Origin of the sequence: Salinimicrobium xinjiangense DSM 19287 (assembly GCF_000423585.1) — a bacterium.
Lineage (GTDB): Bacteria > Bacteroidota > Bacteroidia > Flavobacteriales > Flavobacteriaceae > Salinimicrobium > Salinimicrobium xinjiangense.
Map to the genome: position 1 here is coordinate 57,356 of NZ_AUIG01000021.1, position 20,920 is coordinate 78,275.

The window sequence follows — 20,920 nt, forward strand, 5'->3', positions numbered from 1 at the left end:
ATCTAACACATGTCCCGACGGTGATACTGCCACCAGGAGTCGGTTTCTCCTAGTTAGGGTGTACAATCTAAAGACTACTTCTCATCGTAAGCCTTATCTTTCTTTTTGTCTTTATCAATCCAGTTTCCCTGGGCATCTGCATAAAGCTCTTTTTCCTCCCCTTCGGCAGTAGTTACCTTAAGTTTGAATTTTTGTTCTCCTTCATGTTCCTTTACATGAGCTTCTGCGATTGTAGCACCGGCAAAGTCACGTTCTACGGCCTGTTGTACCTCAGCAGGTAATTCCTGAATTTCAATTTGCCTGAAATCATCCTGTACTCGCTGTTCTACAGTTGCATCAACTTCAACCTGTGCTACCTCCTGGGCGGAAATGGTTTGAGCTGAAAATAACATTGCTGATGCTGCTACTACGCTAAGACATATCTTTTTCATAGTTCTAAGTTTTAAAAGTTTAATTTGTTTTAGTTCGTTTGTTTGAGAATACTATTGGAAAAAGTGAGCCATTTTTTCACCTTTACATTCAAACCCCTGTAAAACAAAGGGATTAACTTTTATTTTAGAAATGAAAATGCGTAGAACGGGAAATCTTTTCCCCAGATTTATGTAGAAATTTTCCCCAGATCTTACTCTTTTAAAGGATCTTTTCGGGAAGATTTCTTTTTTGAAAGCTTCTTTTTCTCCCTTAGCCGCTTCAGTTTTGCAGCTTTTGAAGGTTTAGTTTTCTTTCGGGGCTTAGGTTTTTTAAGAGACTCTTTAATAAGATCAAGAAATCTTTGAGTGACAATTTCTTTATTCTTGTGCTGACTTCTGGATTCGTCACATTGAAGAATAAGTTCCCCGGAATTGGTAATACGGGACTGGAGTTTCCCGGCAATTCTCTCTTTTTCTTCTTCAGAAAGCCCGAGGGAATCCTGAAGCATAAAGTGGAGCTCGACCTTAGAGGCAACCTTATTCACATTTTGTCCTCCTGCACCCGAACTCCTTACCGCTTTATAATCAGCTTCCTGTATGAGCTGTTTTTCATCCACTTATTTTACCTGATGTGAAGGTTTAAGAAGATCTGCCACTGTTTTTACCGGATTGAAGGTTTCAACCGGAACTTCAACAAACACAGTATTCCATCCAGCCATAGCTCCATTCCACAGGCCGGGAAGTTCAAGGGCTTTTAGTTCTTTTCCGTCTTTTGTTTTACCGGCAATAAAGCTGGTTTCCTCGTCTATAAATTCTGAAAGATCAAATTTTTCTCCCATGTAGTTTTTAAAAGAACTAACTATGTCTACCGGATTAAAATGCGTGGCCTCCTGTGCAATTTTACTTTGCTGATAGTTTTCGTGGTCTATTTGAGAACTTTCTACAATCTGAAGAGATATCTCTCCATTTTTATGAGTGACCCAGAAAGGACCACCTCCGGGCTCTCCCTCGTTTTTCACCATTCCACAAACTCTGATGGGACGGTTAAGGAGTTTTTTTATAGTAGCTGTTTTCTCCTCTTTTTGAAGTTCGTCAAAATTTATACTTAAACCGGCATTGAGTTCCTCCTGAAGAAAATGCACCATTTGCTGAAGTTGCTCATCCCGGGTTTCAGTTTCAAGCTCCTTCAAATATTTAAAACTCTTCTCCTGTAGTCCAAGCAACTTACCGGCTAACATCCTCTTATAGGATGCCAAGAGTTCCCGATTGCGCGGAGTAACCACGTTGTCAATATTTTTGATAAAAACGAGGTCCGCATCCTGGTCGTTCAGGTTCCTGATCAATGCCCCATGCCCACCGGGCCTGAAAAATATTTCGCCGTTTTCATCCCTGAAAGGTTCATTTTCCTTTGTAACCGCAACAGTATCGGTTTTTGGATCCTGGTATGAATAGGTGACCTCAAAATTATGCCCGGTTTCTTTCTGAAGCCGTGGCACCACCTCTTTAACCTCCTGTTCAAATTTTTCCCTGTGCTCTTCAGAAACTGTGAAATGTACACGCACCTTCTTATTGGAGGCAGCATAATCTACAGCCTCTACGAGATGCTCTTCCACGGCAGTAGCAAGATGATCTCCATATTTGTGGAACGGCACCAGTCCCTTTGGCTGGTCACCCAGGTTGAGACCATCTTCCTCAAGCATATATTTCACAAAAAGGTAATTCTTTTGATCTTCAGAAAGATTCTCAAAGTCTTTTTCTGTCCGGGAAATTCTTTCTATTAAGCTTTCATAAAATGGGAGATCTTTTATCCTGCCAAAAAACACTTCAAGGTTTCTGTCATTTTTACGGTCGATATAGTCTTCTAAAGAATCATTACCGGGATCAAATTCCCTGAGCAGGTTGTAGAATGCCTTAAACATTCGGGTGGCGGCACCCGAGGCAGGAACAAATTTGATTATTCCCAAACCATCCCTGCGGGAGTCGTAATACTCTGAAAGTTTTTTACGGTCATCTTCAGAAATGACCTGAATTCCGTTTTTTACGGTGGCCGCCTCCCTGATATTGACCACTACATTGCCTCTTCTAAAAATTTCTATTTGCTGTTGTACTTTTTCGGGAGTGATTCCTTTTTTTTGGATCTGTGAGATATCCTTTTCGCTAAAGTTCAATTTGTTTATTTTTTAATTCGTCAATAATCCTGATAGCTGCCTGAAACCGCTGTTGCAGGTTTCCACGCAACACCCGGTAGGGCAAATCATTTTCATCAAGGGTATTTTTGAATCTGGCAAACATCATATCCCGCTGCAGGGGCCGGTCGCGCAGATCGTCTTCAACCCAGGGAACGTCAATATACGTTAAAAAATAGAGATCATATTGAGCCTTTAACGCATGTTTAAGAAGTAAAGGTTCTACAAATTCGTTGTAGTAAGCCTTGGAATAAACCACCAGTTCCAGAAGATTGGTATCGCAAAAAAGGAGCTCGTTAGCCACTGCTGCTTCTTTGTTCTCAAGACTCATCTGCCCCTTTGCAATGTGCATTAGATCATGAGGTTCACAGGCTTTTCTTTCCTCATCCCACTTTAGCTGCAGGTACTCCCGCATATATTCGGGTACCCACCGGGTTTCATAGTGTTTTGCCAGCATTCTTGCCAGAGTGGTTTTCCCCGTGGATTCGGGACCAAAAAGCACAATTTTTAAGAGGTCACGTGACCGCCGCTGCTCAAGCTCTTCTTCCATGTTTTATATCCATAAACTGCTATAATTGTAAAAAGCAGGTATTGAAAACTTGTAAATGTAAGACCCTTATAGAAGTATAGCGGAACAGAAATAATGTCTCCCACGATCCAGTAGATCCAGTTTTCAAGTTTTTTCTTTGCCATTAACCACATTCCAACAAAGAAAATTGCGGTGGTTACAGTATCAACATATGCAGTCCAGTTATCCCACTTGTCAAAATAATCATAGACCCCAAAAGTGAACAGCAATGTAAGCACAAAAATTAAGAGGCTCCAAAAATGCTCTTTTTGAGTAGCCTTTGTTATGGGAATAAAATGAATGGCGTCAACCTTCCTTGTCCATACATACCATCCATAAATGCTCATGCTAAAGTAGTAGAAGTTGATCATCATGTCTCCCAGGAGTTCCCATTGCCACAGGAGGTAAACAAATATTGCCGTACTTATTATACCCGTGGGATAGACCAGGATATTTTCCTGTTTCGAGAACCAGACAGAAAGAAAGCCGAAGATCACCGCAATGATCTCCAGGATAATAAAAAGTGTAGGATAATCTGAATACTGTTGAAAAAAGAAATCAAAAATCGGCTGCATAGTCGCTTCTGTTTCCTTTCACAATTTTCATACTTAGCAACACATGATCTGAAGCCTGAAAAGTTTCTTTTACTTCTTCCGTAAGGAATTCCATCACCTTATCATATTCACCATACACCTGGGTGCTCAGCGGATTTTCCATTACCGTTAATCCCGAACTTCGGAGTTTCTTAATAAAAGCTTTGATAGGTGCTTCAAAGTCATCCTGAAGCGGAGTGAGCGCAAGTTCTACAGAAATTTGCATGTTTTTAGTTTTTGTCTCCTCAAAATTAGGAAGATTAGGACGTAAAAAAGGACTTTTTGGAAAATTTTGCTCCTTCTGAAGGATTTTACAGGAAAAATGAACCGTTTTCGAAGGCTGTACCAATTACTACCATTGCCGCACCTGCTTTATATGCCGCCTCCAATTGATGAGTATTTTTTATTCCTCCACCCACAACTACCGGAAGTCCTGTGGCCTCTTTGACCGCTTTTATAATTCCGGGAGCAACAGGATTTATGGCGCCGCTACCGGCCTCGAGGTAGATAAGCTGTTTCCCGGAAAACTTTCCTGCCAGGGCTGTATCTACTATTACCTGCGGCTCATTTTGGCAAAGCGGTTTAGTGCCGCTCACTTTTTGTACCGCACATACCTTTCCCCCATCAATGAGAAGATAGGCCGTGGGTATTACTTCCAGCTGAGTGCTGCGTATTACCGGGACCGACCGCAGCTGCTGACCAATCAGATATTCTGGATTTCTTCCCGATAACAGGCTTAGAAAGAGTAAAGCATCTGCCGCAGCCGATATTTGTTGATGGTCACCGGGAAACAAAACAACCGGAAGACCGGTTTCAGCCTTGACTGAAACAACACAGGACTGAAGCTCTTCTGCAGTAGCAGTGCTGCCGCCAATAAAAATATGGGTTGTTATCGCAGGGATCTTCCGTAGAAACTCTTTTGTGCTTTGGCGATCAAATTTTTCAGGATCAATAAGAACTGCGAGCATTTTTATGCCTTCCGTTGCTTTTCCTTTAATATCCTGTAGCACCATCTCCATTAAGAAGGTGTATCCATTTTTTTCAAGGTATATACACAGGTAAAACCTTCAAATTCCAGGAATTCAAATTCATACCAGCTCGTTTTGCCGTTAAAGGTGATCTTACCCGTAGTTCGGTTTTGATCAAAATCGAAGTCGGTGATATTAATATGCTGCAAAAAGCTCACTTTCGGCTGCGCATATAGTTTGTAAACGGCCTCTTTTGCCCCCCATACAATAGTGAGTTTTCTAATAAGAGCATCAAAATTTGCAAGAGTACGATATTCTTCAATGGGAGTGAATTTATGCGCGATCAACAGGATCTTATCCCTTTGTTTTTCAATGTCTATCCCCACTTCCCGATCGCTAATGATAATTCCGGAAAAATTAAAGGAATGAGTAATGGAAATACATTTACCGTCCCTGAGGTGAGGTTTTCCCGCCTCATCATAGTAGAGGTCATGATCTGTATATCCCGCTTCGGCCAGCAGGTGTCTTACGCTCATAAAACCCCGCCTGTGGAGTTCGCTTTTCATGCCGTCCACTCTTTTCCTGCAGTGTGGAGTCAAATCAATCCCATCACTCAGACTCTCCAATGACTCTTCTATCTTCCAAATGAGGACATTAGTTGCAGGATTTATTGTTATTCTTTTGTAAAGGGGCATAAAAAACTCTTAGATATTCTGTACTTTTGCACTTCTTAAAACTGTAATCAAATATAACAATATGTCAACGAAAACGGTACCTTATACCAAGTATAAAGTTAAAGATATTTCCCTTGCAGACTGGGGGAGAAAAGAAATAGAACTGGCCGAGGCCGAAATGCCGGGTCTTATGTCACTGCGTGAGGAATATGGAGCAGAGCAGCCTTTAAAGGGTGCAAGAATCGCAGGATGCCTTCACATGACCATCCAAACTGCAGTTTTAATTGAAACTTTGGTCGCTCTTGGAGCAGAAGTCACCTGGAGTTCATGCAATATTTTCTCTACACAGGATCAGGCTGCAGCTGCAATTGCTGCTGCGGGTATTCCGGTGTATGCCTGGAAAGGAATGACCGCCGAAGAGTTTGACTGGTGTATAGAGCAAACCCTTTTCTTTGGAGAAGAGCGTAAGCCACTTAACATGATCCTTGATGATGGAGGTGACCTTACTAATATGGTACTGGATAAATATCCTGAACTGGCCGAAGGAATTAAAGGTCTTTCCGAAGAAACCACTACCGGAGTGCACAGGCTTTATGAGCGCATGAAAAATGGAACGCTTCCAATGCCTGCGATCAATGTTAACGATTCTGTGACCAAGTCTAAATTCGATAATAAGTACGGTTGTAGAGAGAGTGCTGTTGATGCGATTCGTCGCGCTACAGATGTGATGCTCGCCGGAAAGAGAGTTGTAGTATGTGGTTATGGAGACGTAGGTAAAGGTACTGCTGCTTCCTTTAGAGGAGCAGGTTCTATCGTGACCGTTACAGAAATTGATCCTATTTGTGCCTTACAGGCTGCAATGGACGGGTTTGAAGTTAAAAAACTTGAAACTGTTCTTCCAAAAGCAGACATCGTGATCACCACTACAGGCAATAAAGATATAGTTCGCGCAGAACATTTTAAGGCCATGAAGGATAAGACCATTGTCGCCAACATTGGCCATTTCGATAACGAAATCCAGGTAGCCTGGTTAAATGAAAACTACGGGAACACTAAAAATGAGATCAAACCTCAGGTAGATAAATATACTATCGATGGTAAGGATATTATTCTTTTGGCTGAAGGCCGCCTTGTAAACCTTGGCTGCGCTACAGGACACCCAAGTTTTGTAATGAGTAATTCCTTTACGAACCAGACTTTAGCTCAAATCGAACTATGGAAGAATACAGATCAATATGAGAATAAGGTCTACATGCTTCCGAAGCATCTGGATGAAAAGGTAGCTGCACTCCACCTGGAAAAGATCGGTGTGGAATTAACAGAACTCACCGAAGAACAAGCCCAATATATCGGAGTAACCGTAGAAGGTCCTTTTAAACCGGAATACTATAGATATTAGTACTGAGTACTGAGTACTGAGTATTGAGTATTGAGTATTGAGTATTGAGTAGGAGATTTTTAATCTGCCCTGTATTCATTATTCCTTATACCTTATACCTTATACCTTATACCTTTAAAAATCCTCTTCAAAAATGACATTTTTGAAGAGGATTTTTTTATGAAAAGCCACGGGCTTTTAGCAATTCACGGGCTTTCTCCTGTTGATCTTCGGTAACCTGCACCCGCATTCCTGTAATACCAAGACCGGCAATGCCAGAGGCACTGTCTGTCGCCATATCTGAAGTTTGGTAGTGAATTCCATTTTCTTCGAGCAGATTCCGGATGATCGAAATCTTAAAAGAATCCGGACTGTTGTAGATAGTGACAAATTTCATAATGAGAGTTTACTGATTGAGTTGGAAGATAATAAAATATCACAGATACACCTTCACAAAAAAAGCCTCCGGAAATTCCGAAGGCTTTCTGTAAGAACATGAATCGGTTATTTACTACTTGCCAACATACATTCTTCATAAAGAGCGATCTTTCCATTTAGAATGGCCAGACCTTCTTCCTTTGAAGCGTGATGATTGATCCTCACTTCTTCTCCATCGGGCAAATACACGATGTAAAATCCTTCCTCATAAGAGGAAAGCTTGATCTTCTTTCCGTCTTTAACAGCATTCCATGAGCTATCTGAAGGATCAAATACCATTTTAAGTTCCTTCCCTTCTCTCTCCCCAGAAAGCACCTTAATATTGATCTCATTTTTAGTGGCGATCATTTCATATGTCACCCCTTCCTTTTCGATAAGCTGTTTCTCAACTTCACCTTCATTCATGGCAATGGGATTTGAACCGGACCAGAATTCCACCAGATTAAAAATAAATACATCCCCTGCATAGAAAAGAGGATAAATTGGAATAATATTCAATCCCCAGAAAATAGCATTATTTACAAATTTATTGTCGGCCACATTTTCATTCCAGTCTCTAAGGCCATTCCAGGCACTAAAAGAGCCTAAACAACTGGTACTTAAAAAAGCTAGTGACATTACTGAACACATAAGTAATTTTCTCATAATTAATTTAATTTTAGTTAGTTACATCAAATTAAAGAAAAAATGGAAACTCTGACCTTCTCAGGCAAAAATATAAATGCTAAAGTTTTCGAAATTTTCTACGGATTGTTTTAAAAACTAGAACAACCAGACCTTAATTATTACAGATATTACTATAAGCAAAATCAGGGTGATTACCATCCAAAGCCAGAAGCGGGCCATTGAAACGGCACTCCCATCTTTATTCCCGGTTTCCTGCAATAAGCCGTGTTCTTTTAATAAAGCCTGAGCCCTTTTGAGATCTCCCTCCTCTACCTGCACTCTGACTCCCAATGGAAAATTGGGTCTGGCAGACTTATCCAGAAATCTATACCTGATATTGTATTGATTAAATATGGTTTCCAGAAGAATGAGCTGGTTCTGCCGGTCAATATATAAAATAGTCTTGTAGCCCATGTTAGAACCTTGGAAATATTGGATCAAGTATTTATCTATTCCACATTCATGAACCAGGTTATGAGAATTGCCACCAGCACAAGGATCAAAGCCGCCAGAAAGATGAGGATCCATTTCTTTCCGGGCATTCTCCTCGGTTTGTGAGAGTGAAGGGAATCTACTCTCAGAAATCCTGTTTGATCCAGGAGCTCCCGGGCCTTCTCCCGGTCCTTTTCGGCCACCTGAATTCTTTTCTGTCCTTCATGAGTTCCGGAAGTTTCGGGCTCAAGTATCCTGTAACCTATTTTTTCTTCCTCATAGACATTTTTCAGGATGGATACTTCCTGTTCATCTCTTGTAGAATAGATAGTGAAAAATTCCATATCCTCAGCGTGTTGGTTCCTTATAAAGATAAAAAAAACCCTTCTGAAAAATCAGAAGGGTTTTAATATCTCTAAAAGAAATCTCTTATGCCTGGAACGGTTCGATTGAAACGTAAGATTTATTGTCTTTCTTTTTAGTAAATTTTACAATACCATCTACTCTGGCATGTAAAGTATGATCCTTTCCTGCATACACATTCTCACCTGGATTGTGTGCAGTACCTCTTTGTCTAACGATGATGTTTCCGGCTACGGCAGCTTGTCCTCCAAAGATCTTCACACCTAAGCGTTTCGATTCAGATTCTCTACCGTTCTTGGAACTACCAACTCCTTTTTTGTGAGCCATTTTATTTCGTTTTTACTGTTAAACTTTTAGCTTAAAGCAGCTATTAATTCGGCTTTTTTCATTGAAGAGTAACCCTCAATCCCTTTTTCTTTAGCCATTTCTCTTAATTCAACAACCGTGTTGTTATTAAGGTCGTTGTTAGAAGCTTCCTCTTTTTTGTCAGATTTTGGCTCCTCTTTTTTAGCTGAAGATGCTTTTTTACCATTCACAGAAATTCCTTCAATGGAAATTTCGGTTAAAGACTGGCGATGACCATTCTTTACACGGTAACCTTTTCTTCTCTTCTTTTTGAAAACAATTACCTTGTCTCCTTTTAAGTGCCTGGTGATCTTAGCATCAACCAAAGCTCCTTCTATAGCTGGGGCGCCAAGGGTAATGTTATCACCGTCACCTGTAAGAAGAACTTTATCGAAAGAAACACTGTCTCCTTCTTCTCCTGCAAGCCTGTGAACAAATACCTTCTGGTCTTTTGCAACTTTAAATTGCTGCCCTGCTATCTCTACAATTGCGTACATAGCGTATTTAATTAAGGGTTTACTTTCTCGCCCCGATTTTTTTCAAGGCGGGTGCAAATATACTCCTAATTAATTAATTTGCAAAGGCTTTATTTAATATGTATGTTTCTTTCCCTCAGAGGTATTCCAGGTAGGTTTGTAGAGTTGCATTATGGCAAGAGTAACTACAAGAGAGGTAGCGAAACCCATTAGGGCCACCGAAAATATTAACATTCCAATAGGCACAAACCAGTCGGTTTCCCACATGGTGATCAATTGATCCTGAAAATTCGGATTTAATTCGCTGGTATAGAGAGCAAAGAATCCGGTGAACAAGAAAGTCGCAATAAATCCTGCCATAAGTCCGGCAACAAATCCTTTTTGATATTTAAATTTTCCGCCTTTCTTTTCTTTGTAATGTTTAATGGCAAGAAAAATCCCCACCCCTGTTATTACCAGATTAAATATACTGTAAGCGGGATTGGTATGCAGTCCAAACAGGGACAACAGTAAAAAATATGCAATCAACGCAATGGCAATATATATTCCATACATTAATGGAACGGATGATCGTTTCATGGAGTTGGTTTTAGTGATTTTGATAAATTTCCAAAAAATATGAAGAAATATCCCTTAATAGCTTGTTAATTTAGAAGCAGACGAGCTCTACCATCTCCTTTTAAAAAAATTCTGTAACAAATTTCATTTTCGAAAGACCTATAACCGTATTTAATATTAAACCTTTATATAATGATCAACAAACTTAAATTAGCTGCCTTTGCTTTGTTTGTGGGAGTAACCACCACCGCACAGGAAGTTGAATTTGTTCAGTACTCCCTGGATAACGGTCTGGATGTCATCCTGCACCAGGATAACACGGCGCCGGTAGTAACTACTTCAGTAATGTATCACGTAGGTTCAAAGGATGAGAATCCTGAAAGAACCGGATTTGCCCACTTCTTCGAACACTTGCTCTTTGAAGGAACCGAAAACATTGGAAAAGGAGAATGGTTCAAAATCGTTTCTTCTAATGGTGGAAGTAATAATGCTACCACATCTGATGACCGGACTTATTATTATGAAAATTTTCCTTCCAATCAGCTTGAACTTGGATTATGGATGGAATCGGAAAGAATGTTACATCCGGTAATCGACCAGCAGGGAGTCGACACCCAGAACGAAGTTGTAAAAGAAGAAAAAAGACTGCGTATAGATAATGCTCCCTATGGAAATATCCTTACTGCAGTGAAGCAAAATCTTTTTAAGAACCATCCTTACAGATGGTCTCCTATTGGTTCAATGGAGCATCTTGACGCAGCTACTTTAGAAGAGTTTCGTGCTTTTAACGACAAATTCTATGTACCCAACAACGCTACTCTTGTTGTAGCCGGGGATATTGATATTGAAAAAACAAAAAAACTGGTAGAAGCCTACTTTAGTGAAATCCCTAGAGGCGAACCTGTTGTAAAAGAAGAGTTCGTTGAGGAGCCAATTACTCAGCAAATGGAGGCTACTTATCACGATCCAAATATTCAGATCCCCGCTATTGCCCTTGCCTGGAGAACACCTTCAATGAAGGAGCGTGATGCTTATGTACTGGATATGATCTCATCTGTACTTTCTGATGGAAAATCTTCCCGACTTTACAAAAAACTTGTAGACGACCAGAAGCAGGCGCTTCAAATCGGCGCTTTCAACATAGCCCAGGAAGATTATGGTCAGTATGTTGTATTCGGTTTGCCATTGGGCGAAACTTCGCTGGACACGCTTGTTTCTGAAGTAGATGAAGAAATCAAAAAACTGCAGACAGAGCTAATTAGCCAGAGAGAGTACGAAAAACTACAGAATAAATTCGAGAACAGGTACGTAAACTCCAATAGCAGTGTTGCGGGTATAGCAAGTTCCCTTGCTACTTACCACCAGCTTTACGGCAATATTGATCTTATCAATGAAGAGATCGACATTTACAGATCCATTACCCGGGAGGAGATAAGAGATGTTGCCAACAAATATCTAAATCCAAATCAGCGCTTAAAACTGGAATACCTTCCGGAGGCTTCTGAACAATAAAAATTTAAGATCAAGATGAAGAACAAAATATTAGCATTAGCAGTACTGTTCCTTGCGACTACAGCAATACAGGCTCAACAAATTGACCGCAGCACACAGCCGAAAGCAGGTCCTGCCCCCGAGATCAACCTGGGAAAACCTGAAACCTTTACTCTTAAAAACGGACTGAAAGTTCTGGTAGTTGAAAACCACAAATTACCCAGGGTTTCCATGACTCTTACTATGGATAATCCTCCTCATGCCGAAGGTGAAAAAGCTGGCGTAGCTTCTCTTATGGGAGCAATGTTGGGCGAAGGCACAAAGAGCATTCCCAAGGAGAAATTTAATGAAGAGGTAGATTACCTTGGAGCTAACCTGAATTTCTTTTCACGGGGAGCTTCAGCAAATACTCTATCAAAATATTTTCCCCGGGTACTGGAATTAATGGCCCAGGGCGCTCTTAACCCTGATCTTAACCAGGAGCAGTTTGAGACTGAAAAGGAGCGCAGTCTGGAAAATCTTAAGAGCAGTGAGAAAGATGTGGCTTCAAATGCAAGAAGAATAAGCAGCGCCCTTAGCTATGGGAAGAACCACCCTTACGGAGAATTCACAACTAAAGAAAGTGTAGAAAATCTTACTCTTGCCGATGTTCAGCAGTACTATCAAAACTTTTATGTGCCTCAAAATGCATATCTGGTTGTGATTGGAGACGTAAAAACTCCCGAAGTCAAAAAACTTGTTGAGAAGAATTTTAGTTCCTGGAAGAAAAAGGAGCTTCCAAAGACCAACCTTCCTGAAACTAAAAACGTTCCTCAAACAGAAGTGAACTTTGTAGATTTTCCAAACGCAGTTCAGAGTGAGGTACAGGTAACCAACACTATTCAGCTAAAAAAAGGAGATCCGGATTATTTCCCTGTGCTAATCGCAAACAAGATCCTTGGTGGCGGTGGAGAGGCAAGATTGTTCCTTAATCTACGTGAAGACAAGGGATATACTTATGGTGCCTATTCAAGCACAGGAGACGATAAATATGTAGCCCGTTTTGTCGCTAGTGCCAGCGTTCGTAACGCAGTAACAGATTCGGCTGTTGTAGCCTTCCTTGACGAGTTACACAGAATTAGAAATGAAAAGGTATCTCAAGAAGAGTTGGCTAACGCAAAGGCCAAGTATACGGGAGATTTCGTAATGGCTTTAGAACGTCCTTCCACAATAGCACAGTATGCTCTGAACATTGAAACCAATCAGTTACCCGCTAATTTTTATCAGACTTACCTGCAAAAGATCAATGCAGTAACTATAGATGACATTCAAAGAGTAGCAAAGAAATACTACCTGGCAGATAATGCGAGGATCGTAGTAGTAGGCAAAGGAAGTGAAGTAGCCGAATCTTTAGAGAATCTTACCTACAATGGAAAAGATATTCCGGTGAAGTATTTTGACAAATACGCAAATGCAATCGAAAAACCGGATTACAACAAGAGTGTGGATCCATCGGTGACTGTTTCTAAGATCTTTAATGACTACATCAAAGCCATTGGTGGCAAAGAGGCTGTTGAAGACGTGGAATCGGTTTACATTATGGCTCAGGCTGAAATCCAGGGGCAAAAAATGGATCTTGAATCAAAAGTGACAGCTTCGGGAAAATCTTCCCAGGAAGTTGGAATGGGAGGTAATGTTATCCAGAGACAGATCTTCAATGGAGCTACAGGTTTCGTTGCTGCACAGGGACAGAAAATTCCTTTCACTGAAGACCAGGTTATTGCTGCCAAAGCCGAAGCTCATCCATTTCCCGAGCTAATTGCAGATAATGCAAGCCTGCAGGGATTGGAAGACGTTGATGGTGAGGAAGCTTATGCCGTAAAAATGGATGAGAACACCATCAACTATTACAGCAAGAACAGCGGTCTAAAGATCAAGCAGGTAAAAACTATGCAACAAGGACCACAAACGATGACCATTCCTATTGTTTACAGTGATTATCGTGAAGTTAACGGAGTGAAATTCCCCTTTAGCTTAAGCCAGACAATGGGCCCAATGACATTAAACTTTGAAGTATCGGAGGTGAAAATAAATGAAGGAGTAACTGATGCCGATTTTGAATAACTGGAATAGCCTTTAGAAAAGAACCGGCTTAAAGGCCGGTTTTTTTTATGGATATAGATGCGGGAAAAGAATCCAAAAACTGAGCCTTATTGTTCAAGGTTGAAAAGGCCTTTTGGAGGATATCGGTTTAAAAAAAAACTTAATTGTATTTCGCGATGAATAATCCCAGGAATTAATGAGGGCTTCTGGATTTAATCAGAACTAATGATATAATAACAAAAGTTGCCACTCAAAAATGGCAAATATCTTAACAATTTCTTTTGTCCCTAAGAGTTATCTTACTATACAAATAGAGAGTCATCTGTAGCAGACGAAGCTAACTCAGTTGCCTGCACCTTTACAGAATTCTGTTCTTCTTTCTGAAGATCAGCAAGTTCAGCCGCTGCGAATTGCCATGCGACCAGAAGGAAAAAGCCTATAAAAAAGGCGAAACCAAAAAATAAACGTTTTTTCATAGGAGTAGGGTTTCCGATGTTTAACTTAAAGTAAAGTTAATTTAAAGTTAAAAGGATTCCAAATGGAATCTACAATTTTCTTCGGCGGCTATTCACAATTAACACTCCCAGGATGATAATAACTCCTGAAATTATCTGAAAAAAAGTAAACTTTTCACCGTCCAAAAATCCCCAACCCAGCGCTACAATTGGCACGAGATAAGTTACTGAAGTAGAGAATACAGGATCTGAGATTTGTATTAATTTGTTGAAAACTATTAAGGCGGCACCTGTACCCACCACACCTAAAAGGCCGATATAAAGTAAACTTAAAGGTACCTGGGGAGCAGTAAGGGCTTCTGCGGAAAAGAATCCTGTCGAAGCCAGCACAGCAAGCGCAGGGATTAGGATCACAATAAAATTGCCCGTGGTAATGGAGAGCGCCGGAAGCGTTTGAAGATGTTTTTTGATCACATTTGCGTTGAAACCATAAAACAGGGACGCCAGTATCACCAACAGGGAATACCAGTAATTCTGATCTGGATTCACCTGTGCTCCACTCCATATTAAAGCCGTAGTCCCGGCAAGACCTATCATTACACCAATAAATTTCTTTTTTATAAAAGCGGCCTCAAAAAGCAGGATGCCTACAATCATAGAGAGTAACGGAGTTGTGGAGTTGAGGATAGATACTATGGCACTATCGATCTCTGTCTCGGCAAAGGAAAATAAATAAGCAGGAAAGAAAGTTCCAAAGAAGCCTGAAAAGGTAATCCATATCCATTGTTTACCTTTTATCTTTCTTAAACTTTTAAAACCTATGAGTAATAAAAAAACAGCAGCGAAGACGCTCCGAAGTGATCCTACCTGCAGCGGCGTAAGCCCCACCAAACCTTTTTTAATCAAAATAAAGGAACTTCCCCAAACCAGAGCGAGCAGGCAGAGGTAGATCCATTTAAGTTTATCATTGCTCATGTGGAGATTTTAAGGCCGCAAAAATAGGGAAACAAAGAGATTTTATTCCCACTCTACAGTCTCCATTAAATGGCGAATATCCCTTTTGAGGTAGGCGGCAGCAGGAAGAATAGAATCAAAATTAGGTTGAGCTTCAAAGTAAACAGAACCCGTTAAAAAGTGTTTCACACTGTCTGTGAGATAAAACTGAGCCTGGGAAGCAGCATTACCTGAAACCTGATAAAACATTCCATAAGTACGATGCAGGTCATTTTTATATAAAGAACCTTCTATGGCATCGGCTTTAATAGTATGCTGTAAAGGTAATTTTTGGGCATCCCTAAGTAAAGAATCCAGATTGTTCCTCACCGGCTGATAGGTAATGAAGATAGTTCCACGAAGCCTTTCGTATTCCAGATTTATCCAGCAATCCCGACTTGCCCGAGCCGGTTTTACCCGGGCAATTATATTTTTTTCAAAACTGTAGGGACAGTCCGGGTCATAGGATTCATAAACCGGAAGAGGATATTCAAGAGCAAGATAAGCTCCTGGTTTAGGCTGTACCTCATCTCCACAGGAATATAATCCCCCTAAAAGAAGCAAAAAGATCAGCTTTTTCATACCCCCTTAATATTCACTTTTATTTGTTTTATTCTTTTCTTATCCACAGCTTCGACGGTAAAACTAAAAGCGTCAAAGAGTATGACATCATTCTTTTTCGGGAAATTCCCTGAGATCTCGAGAAGGAATCCTGCAAGAGTTTCCGCTTCCCCCTTATTCTCTTCAAACAATTCCGGATTTTCAAGTTTTATCACCCGGTAAAAATCCTTTAAGGGTGTTTTCCCTTCAAAAACGTAGTTGTTTTCATCAAGCTTGGAAAATATGAGATCTTCGTCATCGAATTCATCACTTATATCTCCTACAATTTCTTCTATGATATCTTCCAGAGAAATGAGTCCGCTGGTTCCACCATATTCGTCTACAACGATCGCCAGATGATTTTTCTTGTTCTTGAAATCATTGAGCAGATCATCGAGTTTTTTATTTTCAGGAACGAAATAGGGCTCTCTGAGCAGAGAAGTCCATTCATAATTTTCCTCCTCCAGGAATGGCAAAAGGTCCTTTACATAAAGAATACCCGTGACATTGTCAATATTATCCTTATAAACAGGAATCCGGGAATAGCCGTTTTCTATGACCTCCGGAATAATTTCGGAATATGGCTGGTTCTCGTTAAGGGCGAAAATATCCATTCGCGGCCGCATTACCTGCTTTGTATCAGTATTCCCAAAAGAGACAATCCCTCTTAGTATCTTTTGCTCCTCTTTGGTAGTATCATGCTGACTCGTCAACTCAAGCGCCTGTGATAATTGATCTACACTCAGCCCCAGGCTTTTATTACCCAGTCTCTCATGGATACTTAGGGTCACGGCTCTCATTGGAATACTTAGGGGGGAGAAAATCTTATCAAGGAAATTGAGAGGATAAGCCATAAAATGGGAAAATACTACCCTGTTCCTGCTGGCGTATACTTTGGGGAGGATCTCTCCAAAAAGAAGAATCAGAAAAGTGACTACAACCACCTCCAGTAGAAACTGAAGATCAACTCCCATGACCACTGTGTCTATATTTTCAAATGCCGCGTCTGTGAGATTATCAAACAGAAGGATTATGGCTATATTGATCATATTATTGGCTACTAATATTGTGGCCAACAATTTCTTAGGCTTGTCCAGAAGATCGATAACGATCTGTTCCTTTACGCTCCTTTTGGTCTCTTCGGCCTCAAAGTCGGCAGGCGTAAGAGAAAAGAATGCCACCTCTGCACCAGAAATGAGCGCAGAAGAAATAAGCAGGAGCAGTGTGAGTACTACACCAAAAAGCTGCGAAAAATTATCTACAAAAAGAGGAATTAAACTGGCAGGATCAGGATCCAAATGTTTAGCTTTTAATTAAACTTAGAACGGCAGGTCGTCGTCATCCTCCTGCGAAATACCCGGAGATTGATTTGATGCCGTATTCTGACGGGGCTGATTCTGGTTTTGATTCTGAGATTGTTGCTGCCCGTATGAAGATCCCGATTGTTCTCCAGAACTCCCTGAATCTTTTGGTGTCAAAAATGTAAAATCTGTACAGTATATTTCAGTAGAATATCTTTCATTTCCTTTGTCATCCTGCCACTTCCTGGTTTTTATGCGACCTTCCACATAAACTTTATCACCTTTTTTCAGGTATTTTTCACAGATTTCGGCGGCTTTATTTCGCACTACAATATTATGCCACTCCGTATTGGTCACCCGTTCTCCACTGGTTTTATTGGTATACACTTCATTCGTAGCAAGGGGAAAACGACCAATAGAGCCTCCTCCTTCAAAATAGTGCATTTTCACATCATCTCCGGTGTGGCCAATCAGCATTACTTTATTTAAGGTTCCGGTCATGTCTTGTAGTTTTAATAAATTTAAAAATAGGAAAAATTGTAAATAATTACTCCTCCCAAAAAGGTTAAAATACCAGGGAATTTCTTAGGAGCTAAAGATCAAAGGTATCAATAAAATTTCCGATTAAAACCGGCACCGGAAATTTATTTGCTTCTTCAAAGCTCACCCCCTGCCCCGGCAGACTTTCAACTTTGCAGATCCAGAATTTGGTGTAGATATGTTGATGCGTAAGTTTATGTACAATAGGTTTTTCATTGTACAGAGCCAGTTTTTGCGGTGCGCTCAGGTATTCCGGCACATTCTCCTCCTGCACAAGATTTTCTGCATCGGCTTCAGAAAGGGTTTCTACTAAAGGAAATTCATACAATCCCTGCCAGATGCCTTTGCCTTTTCTTTGATTAAGGATTGTTTCTCCTTCTTCGGAAATTAAAACAAGGTAATTGAAATGTCTTTTTCGAACCTTTAGCTTCTTTAGCTTTACGGGAAGTTCATTGATCCGGTTCTGGTTAAATGCGATACATTCTGAAGCAAACGGACAGCTATTACAAAGAGGATTCCGCGGTTTGCATAACTCAGATCCGAATTCGATAAGCGCCTGATTAAAATTAGCCGGATCTTTTTTGTCGATCAGCTCCTGGGCCAGTTGCCGGAATTGTTTTATTCCGGTTGTGGAATTCGTGGGAGTTTCAATTCCAAAGATACGGGAGAGTACGCGAAATACGTTTCCATCTACCGCAGCTTCAGCTTCATTAAAGCACACAGATGCAATAGCGCTTGCTGTATAATCTCCAACTCCTTTTAATTTCAGAAGTTCTTTATGGGTAGCGGGAAATTTTCCACCAAGGTCAAAAGCTATATGTCTCGCTGTGAAAAGCAGATTCCTCGCCCGGGAATAATAGCCAAGACCCTGCCATAGTTTTAGCACCTCTTCTTCGGAAGCATTTGCAAGACTAACAACATCGGGATAGGTTTCCAGAAACTTAAAATAATATGGTTTTCCCTGCTCAACCCGGGTTTGCTGAAGAATTATTTCACTGAGCCATATGGCGTAAGGGTCTTTTGTCGCTCTCCAGGGCAGATCTCTTTTGTTCTCTAAATACCAACATATCAATTCTTTGGCGAAATTCATTCGGGCAAAATCTTTAATGCAATGATAATTCTTTATTCTCTTACTATTTAATGGGTTAGGATTGAAAAGTTGCCAATTTAATTCATATATTTGCCCCTCGAAAATTTACAAACCCCATTTAATAAATCATACGAAAATGACGAAAGCAGATATCGTGGCAAAAATCTCCGAAAAATTAGGAATGGAAAAAGGAGATGTTCAGGCTACTGTGGAAACCTTTATGGAAGAAGTAAAAACTTCATTAGAGGCTGGTGATAATGTTTACCTTAGAGGATTTGGAAGCTTTATTATCAAAACCAGAGCAGAAAAAACAGGAAGAAATATTTCCAAAAACACTACAATTAAGATCCCCGCACATAACATACCCGCTTTTAAACCGGCCAAAGTATTTGTTGAAGGCGTTAAGAGTAATGTGGAAGTAAAATAGAACATACTGCCCTTAGGGGCAGTACCAAATAAATTATTAATTAAAAACTCACACTATGCCAAGTGGTAAAAAGAGAAAAAGACATAAGGTAGCGACGCACAAGCGTAAAAAAAGAGCAAGAGCTAACCGTCACAAGAAAAAGAAGTAGTTTTCACACTACTTTTTTTATTTAAAACGTTCTTTGAAATCGAGATTTATATTCAGAAATGTTCTGGACTTAAATTTCTTCAGGATTTTAAAACCCTGTGAATTTTATTGTTTAATCCACCCCAGTGTTACATTGGGATTAAAATCAATTTAGAGTGAACAAAGAGTTAATTATTAGAACCGGTTCCTCTGCTGTAGATTTTGCCTTATTAAAAGATGGAAAACTAATAGAACTGAACAAGGAAGAAGACGACAGTAATTTTGCCGTAGGTGATATTTTTATCGCCAAGGTAAGAAAATCTGTTCCCGGTTTAAATGCCGGCTTTGTAAATGTAGGCTATACGAAAGATGCTTTTTTGCATTATCACGACCTTGGTCCGCAAATACTTTCCTTGCTGAAGTTCATAAAACGTGTAAGCACAGGTAAATTAAAGGATTATACCCTCAAGGATTTTCCTTTAGAAAAAGATATTGATAAAGACGGAAGCATTGCCGATGTCTTAAAATCAAATCAATCACTACTGGTACAGGTAGTAAAAGAGCCAATTTCCACAAAAGGCCCCCGAATAAGTTCAGAACTTTCTCTCCCGGGCCGTTACATCGTACTGGTGCCTTTTTCCAACCGTGTTTCTGTCTCTCAAAAGATAGAAAGTAAAGAAGAAAAAGACCGCCTTAAACGACTTGTAAAAAGCATTAAACCAAAAGGCTTTGGAATTATCGTACGTACCGTAGCAGAAGGCAGAAAAGTAGCAGAACTCGACAACGACCTTCAGAATTTAATGAGCCGTTGGACAGGAATGTGTAAAAAACTGTACAAAGCACCTCATCCCTCAAAAGTGTTGGGAGAATTAAACCGTGCATCTTCTATTTTAAGAGATGTATTCAATGATTCTTTTACCTCAATATGCGTAGACGATGAAGCTTTATACACACAAATTAAAGATTATGTGAGCGAGATCGCTCCAAAAAAAGAATCCATTGTAAAATTGTACGACTCAAATATTCCGATTTTCGAAAAATTTGGAATCGAACGACAGATCAAAACTACTTTTGGCCGCACAGTATCTATGAACAAAGGGGCATACCTGGTCATTGAGCATACAGAAGCTATGCACGTCATTGACGTGAATAGCGGAAACCGCTCAAACAAATCCAAGAACCAGGAAGATACAGCACTTGAGGTGAATCTCATTAGTGCTACCGAAATTGCCCGCCAGCTGCGCCTCCGCGACATGGGAGGGATTATTGTTGTAGATTTCATAGATATGAACAAAGCTGAAAACAGAAAGGCTTTGTACGACCATCTCAAAGAAGAGATGAGTGACGACCGCGCAAAACACAAGATTTTGCCACCAAGTAAATTTGGTCTGGTACAAATTACCAGACAAAGGGTTCGACCCGAAATGAATATCAAGACAAGGGAGGAAAATCCCAACAAAAATGGGGAAGAAATTGAAGCTCCTATTGTTTTGGTTAACAGGATCCAACAGGATCTGCAAAAGCTTCTTAAAAAAGACTATAAAAAGATAACCCTTAGTGCGCATCCTTTTATAGCAGCCTTTTTAACAAAAGGTTTTCCATCACCCCGCTCCAAGTGGTTCTTCGACCATAAAAAGTGGGTTAAAATAGTGCCAAGAGATGCTTACACGTATCTTGAATACCACTTTCACGACAATGACGGGGAAGTGATTCAATAACATTAAGAGACGCCTTTCATTAATTTGGGAGGCGTTTTTTTA

Annotated in this window: 26 protein-coding genes; 5 read left to right on the forward strand and 21 right to left on the reverse strand. The window is 40.2% G+C overall.

Annotation, left to right across the window (positions count from 1 at the left end; genetic code table 11):
* Positions 1-74: 74 nt before the first annotated feature.
* From G564_RS0108730 to G564_RS0108765, 8 genes are all read right to left on the reverse strand, one after another.
* Positions 75-431 carry a hypothetical protein gene (locus tag G564_RS0108730; RefSeq protein ID WP_029037329.1) on the reverse strand — a complete coding sequence of 119 codons (357 nt, stop codon included), beginning with the start codon at positions 429-431 and terminating at the stop codon, positions 75-77.
* A 191-nt stretch (positions 432-622) separates the two neighbouring features.
* Positions 623-1,027: an alternative ribosome rescue aminoacyl-tRNA hydrolase ArfB gene (gene arfB, locus G564_RS0108735; RefSeq protein WP_029037330.1), complete on the reverse strand. Its 405-nt coding sequence runs from the start codon at positions 1,025-1,027 to the stop codon at positions 623-625.
* On the reverse strand, positions 1,028-2,578 hold the full coding sequence (locus G564_RS0108740) for a DUF4301 family protein (RefSeq protein ID WP_029037331.1): 1,551 nt from the start codon (positions 2,576-2,578) through the stop codon (positions 1,028-1,030). It abuts the gene before it with no gap.
* Positions 2,568-3,146 (reverse strand): AAA family ATPase, encoded by a 579-nt coding sequence (locus tag G564_RS0108745; protein WP_029037332.1) that lies wholly within the window; start codon positions 3,144-3,146, stop codon positions 2,568-2,570. Before G564_RS0108745 ends, G564_RS0108740 begins: the two co-directional genes overlap by 11 nt.
* Positions 3,104-3,739: a nicotinamide riboside transporter PnuC gene (gene pnuC / locus G564_RS0108750; protein WP_029037333.1), complete on the reverse strand. Its 636-nt coding sequence runs from the start codon at positions 3,737-3,739 to the stop codon at positions 3,104-3,106. Before pnuC ends, G564_RS0108745 begins: the two co-directional genes overlap by 43 nt.
* Positions 3,723-3,983, reverse strand: coding sequence for a YkoF family thiamine/hydroxymethylpyrimidine-binding protein (locus G564_RS0108755; protein WP_029037334.1), 261 nt, complete (start codon positions 3,981-3,983; stop codon positions 3,723-3,725). The genes pnuC and G564_RS0108755 overlap by 17 nt, the downstream gene beginning before the upstream one ends.
* An 85-nt stretch (positions 3,984-4,068) precedes the next feature.
* Complete coding sequence (locus tag G564_RS0108760) at positions 4,069-4,776, reverse strand: phosphoglycerol geranylgeranyltransferase (RefSeq protein WP_029037335.1); 708 nt, start codon at positions 4,774-4,776, stop codon at positions 4,069-4,071.
* Positions 4,776-5,420, reverse strand: coding sequence for a 4'-phosphopantetheinyl transferase family protein (locus G564_RS0108765; RefSeq protein WP_029037336.1), 645 nt, complete (start codon positions 5,418-5,420; stop codon positions 4,776-4,778). The genes G564_RS0108760 and G564_RS0108765 overlap by 1 nt, the downstream gene beginning before the upstream one ends.
* A gap of 61 nt (positions 5,421-5,481) precedes the next feature.
* Between G564_RS0108765 and ahcY the strand changes: the two genes are divergently transcribed.
* Positions 5,482-6,798 (forward strand): adenosylhomocysteinase, encoded by a 1,317-nt coding sequence (gene ahcY / locus G564_RS0108770; protein ID WP_029037337.1) that lies wholly within the window; start codon positions 5,482-5,484, stop codon positions 6,796-6,798.
* A 157-nt stretch (positions 6,799-6,955) separates the two neighbouring features.
* Here the strand turns inward: ahcY and G564_RS0108775 are convergent, their stop codons facing one another.
* From G564_RS0108775 to G564_RS0108805, 7 genes are all read right to left on the reverse strand, one after another.
* A complete protein-coding gene (locus G564_RS0108775; RefSeq protein ID WP_029037338.1) occupies positions 6,956-7,174 on the reverse strand; it encodes a putative signal transducing protein in 219 nt (72 codons plus the stop codon).
* Positions 7,175-7,281: 107 nt separating this feature from the next.
* Complete coding sequence (locus tag G564_RS0108780) at positions 7,282-7,860, reverse strand: DUF3332 domain-containing protein (RefSeq protein WP_037373741.1); 579 nt, start codon at positions 7,858-7,860, stop codon at positions 7,282-7,284.
* A gap of 117 nt (positions 7,861-7,977) precedes the next feature.
* Complete coding sequence (locus G564_RS0108785; protein WP_029037340.1) at positions 7,978-8,295, reverse strand: hypothetical protein; 318 nt, start codon at positions 8,293-8,295, stop codon at positions 7,978-7,980.
* Positions 8,296-8,330: 35 nt separating this feature from the next.
* Positions 8,331-8,657: a putative signal transducing protein gene (locus G564_RS0108790; protein ID WP_029037341.1), complete on the reverse strand. Its 327-nt coding sequence runs from the start codon at positions 8,655-8,657 to the stop codon at positions 8,331-8,333.
* A gap of 85 nt (positions 8,658-8,742) precedes the next feature.
* Positions 8,743-9,003 (reverse strand): 50S ribosomal protein L27, encoded by a 261-nt coding sequence (gene rpmA / locus G564_RS0108795; protein ID WP_029037342.1) that lies wholly within the window; start codon positions 9,001-9,003, stop codon positions 8,743-8,745.
* Between the two features lie 26 nt (positions 9,004-9,029).
* A complete protein-coding gene (rplU, locus tag G564_RS0108800) occupies positions 9,030-9,518 on the reverse strand; it encodes a 50S ribosomal protein L21 (RefSeq protein ID WP_029037343.1) in 489 nt (162 codons plus the stop codon).
* A gap of 93 nt (positions 9,519-9,611) precedes the next feature.
* A complete protein-coding gene (locus tag G564_RS0108805) occupies positions 9,612-10,076 on the reverse strand; it encodes a DUF4199 domain-containing protein (RefSeq protein ID WP_029037344.1) in 465 nt (154 codons plus the stop codon).
* A 171-nt stretch (positions 10,077-10,247) separates the two neighbouring features.
* Here G564_RS0108805 and G564_RS0108810 point away from each other — a divergent pair, with 171 nt between their 5' ends.
* Positions 10,248-11,567 (forward strand): M16 family metallopeptidase, encoded by a 1,320-nt coding sequence (locus tag G564_RS0108810; protein ID WP_029037345.1) that lies wholly within the window; start codon positions 10,248-10,250, stop codon positions 11,565-11,567.
* 15 nt (positions 11,568-11,582) lie between these two features.
* Complete coding sequence (locus G564_RS0108815; protein ID WP_029037346.1) at positions 11,583-13,649, forward strand: M16 family metallopeptidase; 2,067 nt, start codon at positions 11,583-11,585, stop codon at positions 13,647-13,649.
* Positions 13,650-13,930: 281 nt separating this feature from the next.
* Here the strand turns inward: G564_RS0108815 and G564_RS20300 are convergent, their stop codons facing one another.
* The 6 genes from G564_RS20300 to mutY all read right to left on the reverse strand — a co-directional run bounded on the left by G564_RS20300 (position 13,931) and on the right by mutY (position 18,607).
* Positions 13,931-14,104, reverse strand: a complete 174-nt coding sequence (locus G564_RS20300; protein WP_156879208.1) for a hypothetical protein — start codon at positions 14,102-14,104, stop codon at positions 13,931-13,933.
* A gap of 69 nt (positions 14,105-14,173) precedes the next feature.
* On the reverse strand, positions 14,174-15,058 hold the full coding sequence (locus tag G564_RS0108825) for a DMT family transporter (RefSeq protein ID WP_029037347.1): 885 nt from the start codon (positions 15,056-15,058) through the stop codon (positions 14,174-14,176).
* Between the two features lie 42 nt (positions 15,059-15,100).
* Positions 15,101-15,658 (reverse strand): gliding motility lipoprotein GldD, encoded by a 558-nt coding sequence (gldD, locus tag G564_RS0108830; protein ID WP_029037348.1) that lies wholly within the window; start codon positions 15,656-15,658, stop codon positions 15,101-15,103.
* On the reverse strand, positions 15,655-16,974 hold the full coding sequence (locus G564_RS0108835; RefSeq protein WP_029037349.1) for a gliding motility-associated protein GldE: 1,320 nt from the start codon (positions 16,972-16,974) through the stop codon (positions 15,655-15,657). The genes gldD and G564_RS0108835 overlap by 4 nt, the downstream gene beginning before the upstream one ends.
* Positions 16,975-16,995: 21 nt before the next feature.
* Positions 16,996-17,478 (reverse strand): single-stranded DNA-binding protein, encoded by a 483-nt coding sequence (locus G564_RS0108840; protein ID WP_029037350.1) that lies wholly within the window; start codon positions 17,476-17,478, stop codon positions 16,996-16,998.
* A gap of 91 nt (positions 17,479-17,569) precedes the next feature.
* On the reverse strand, positions 17,570-18,607 hold the full coding sequence (gene mutY, locus G564_RS0108845) for an A/G-specific adenine glycosylase (RefSeq protein ID WP_029037351.1): 1,038 nt from the start codon (positions 18,605-18,607) through the stop codon (positions 17,570-17,572).
* A gap of 103 nt (positions 18,608-18,710) precedes the next feature.
* Here mutY and G564_RS0108850 point away from each other — a divergent pair, with 103 nt between their 5' ends.
* Together G564_RS0108850 and G564_RS0108855 are read left to right on the forward strand one after the other, a co-directional pair.
* On the forward strand, positions 18,711-19,034 hold the full coding sequence (locus G564_RS0108850; RefSeq protein WP_262504839.1) for an HU family DNA-binding protein: 324 nt from the start codon (positions 18,711-18,713) through the stop codon (positions 19,032-19,034).
* A gap of 302 nt (positions 19,035-19,336) precedes the next feature.
* On the forward strand, positions 19,337-20,878 hold the full coding sequence (locus G564_RS0108855; protein WP_029037352.1) for an Rne/Rng family ribonuclease: 1,542 nt from the start codon (positions 19,337-19,339) through the stop codon (positions 20,876-20,878).
* The last annotated feature ends 42 nt before the right edge of the window (positions 20,879-20,920 follow it).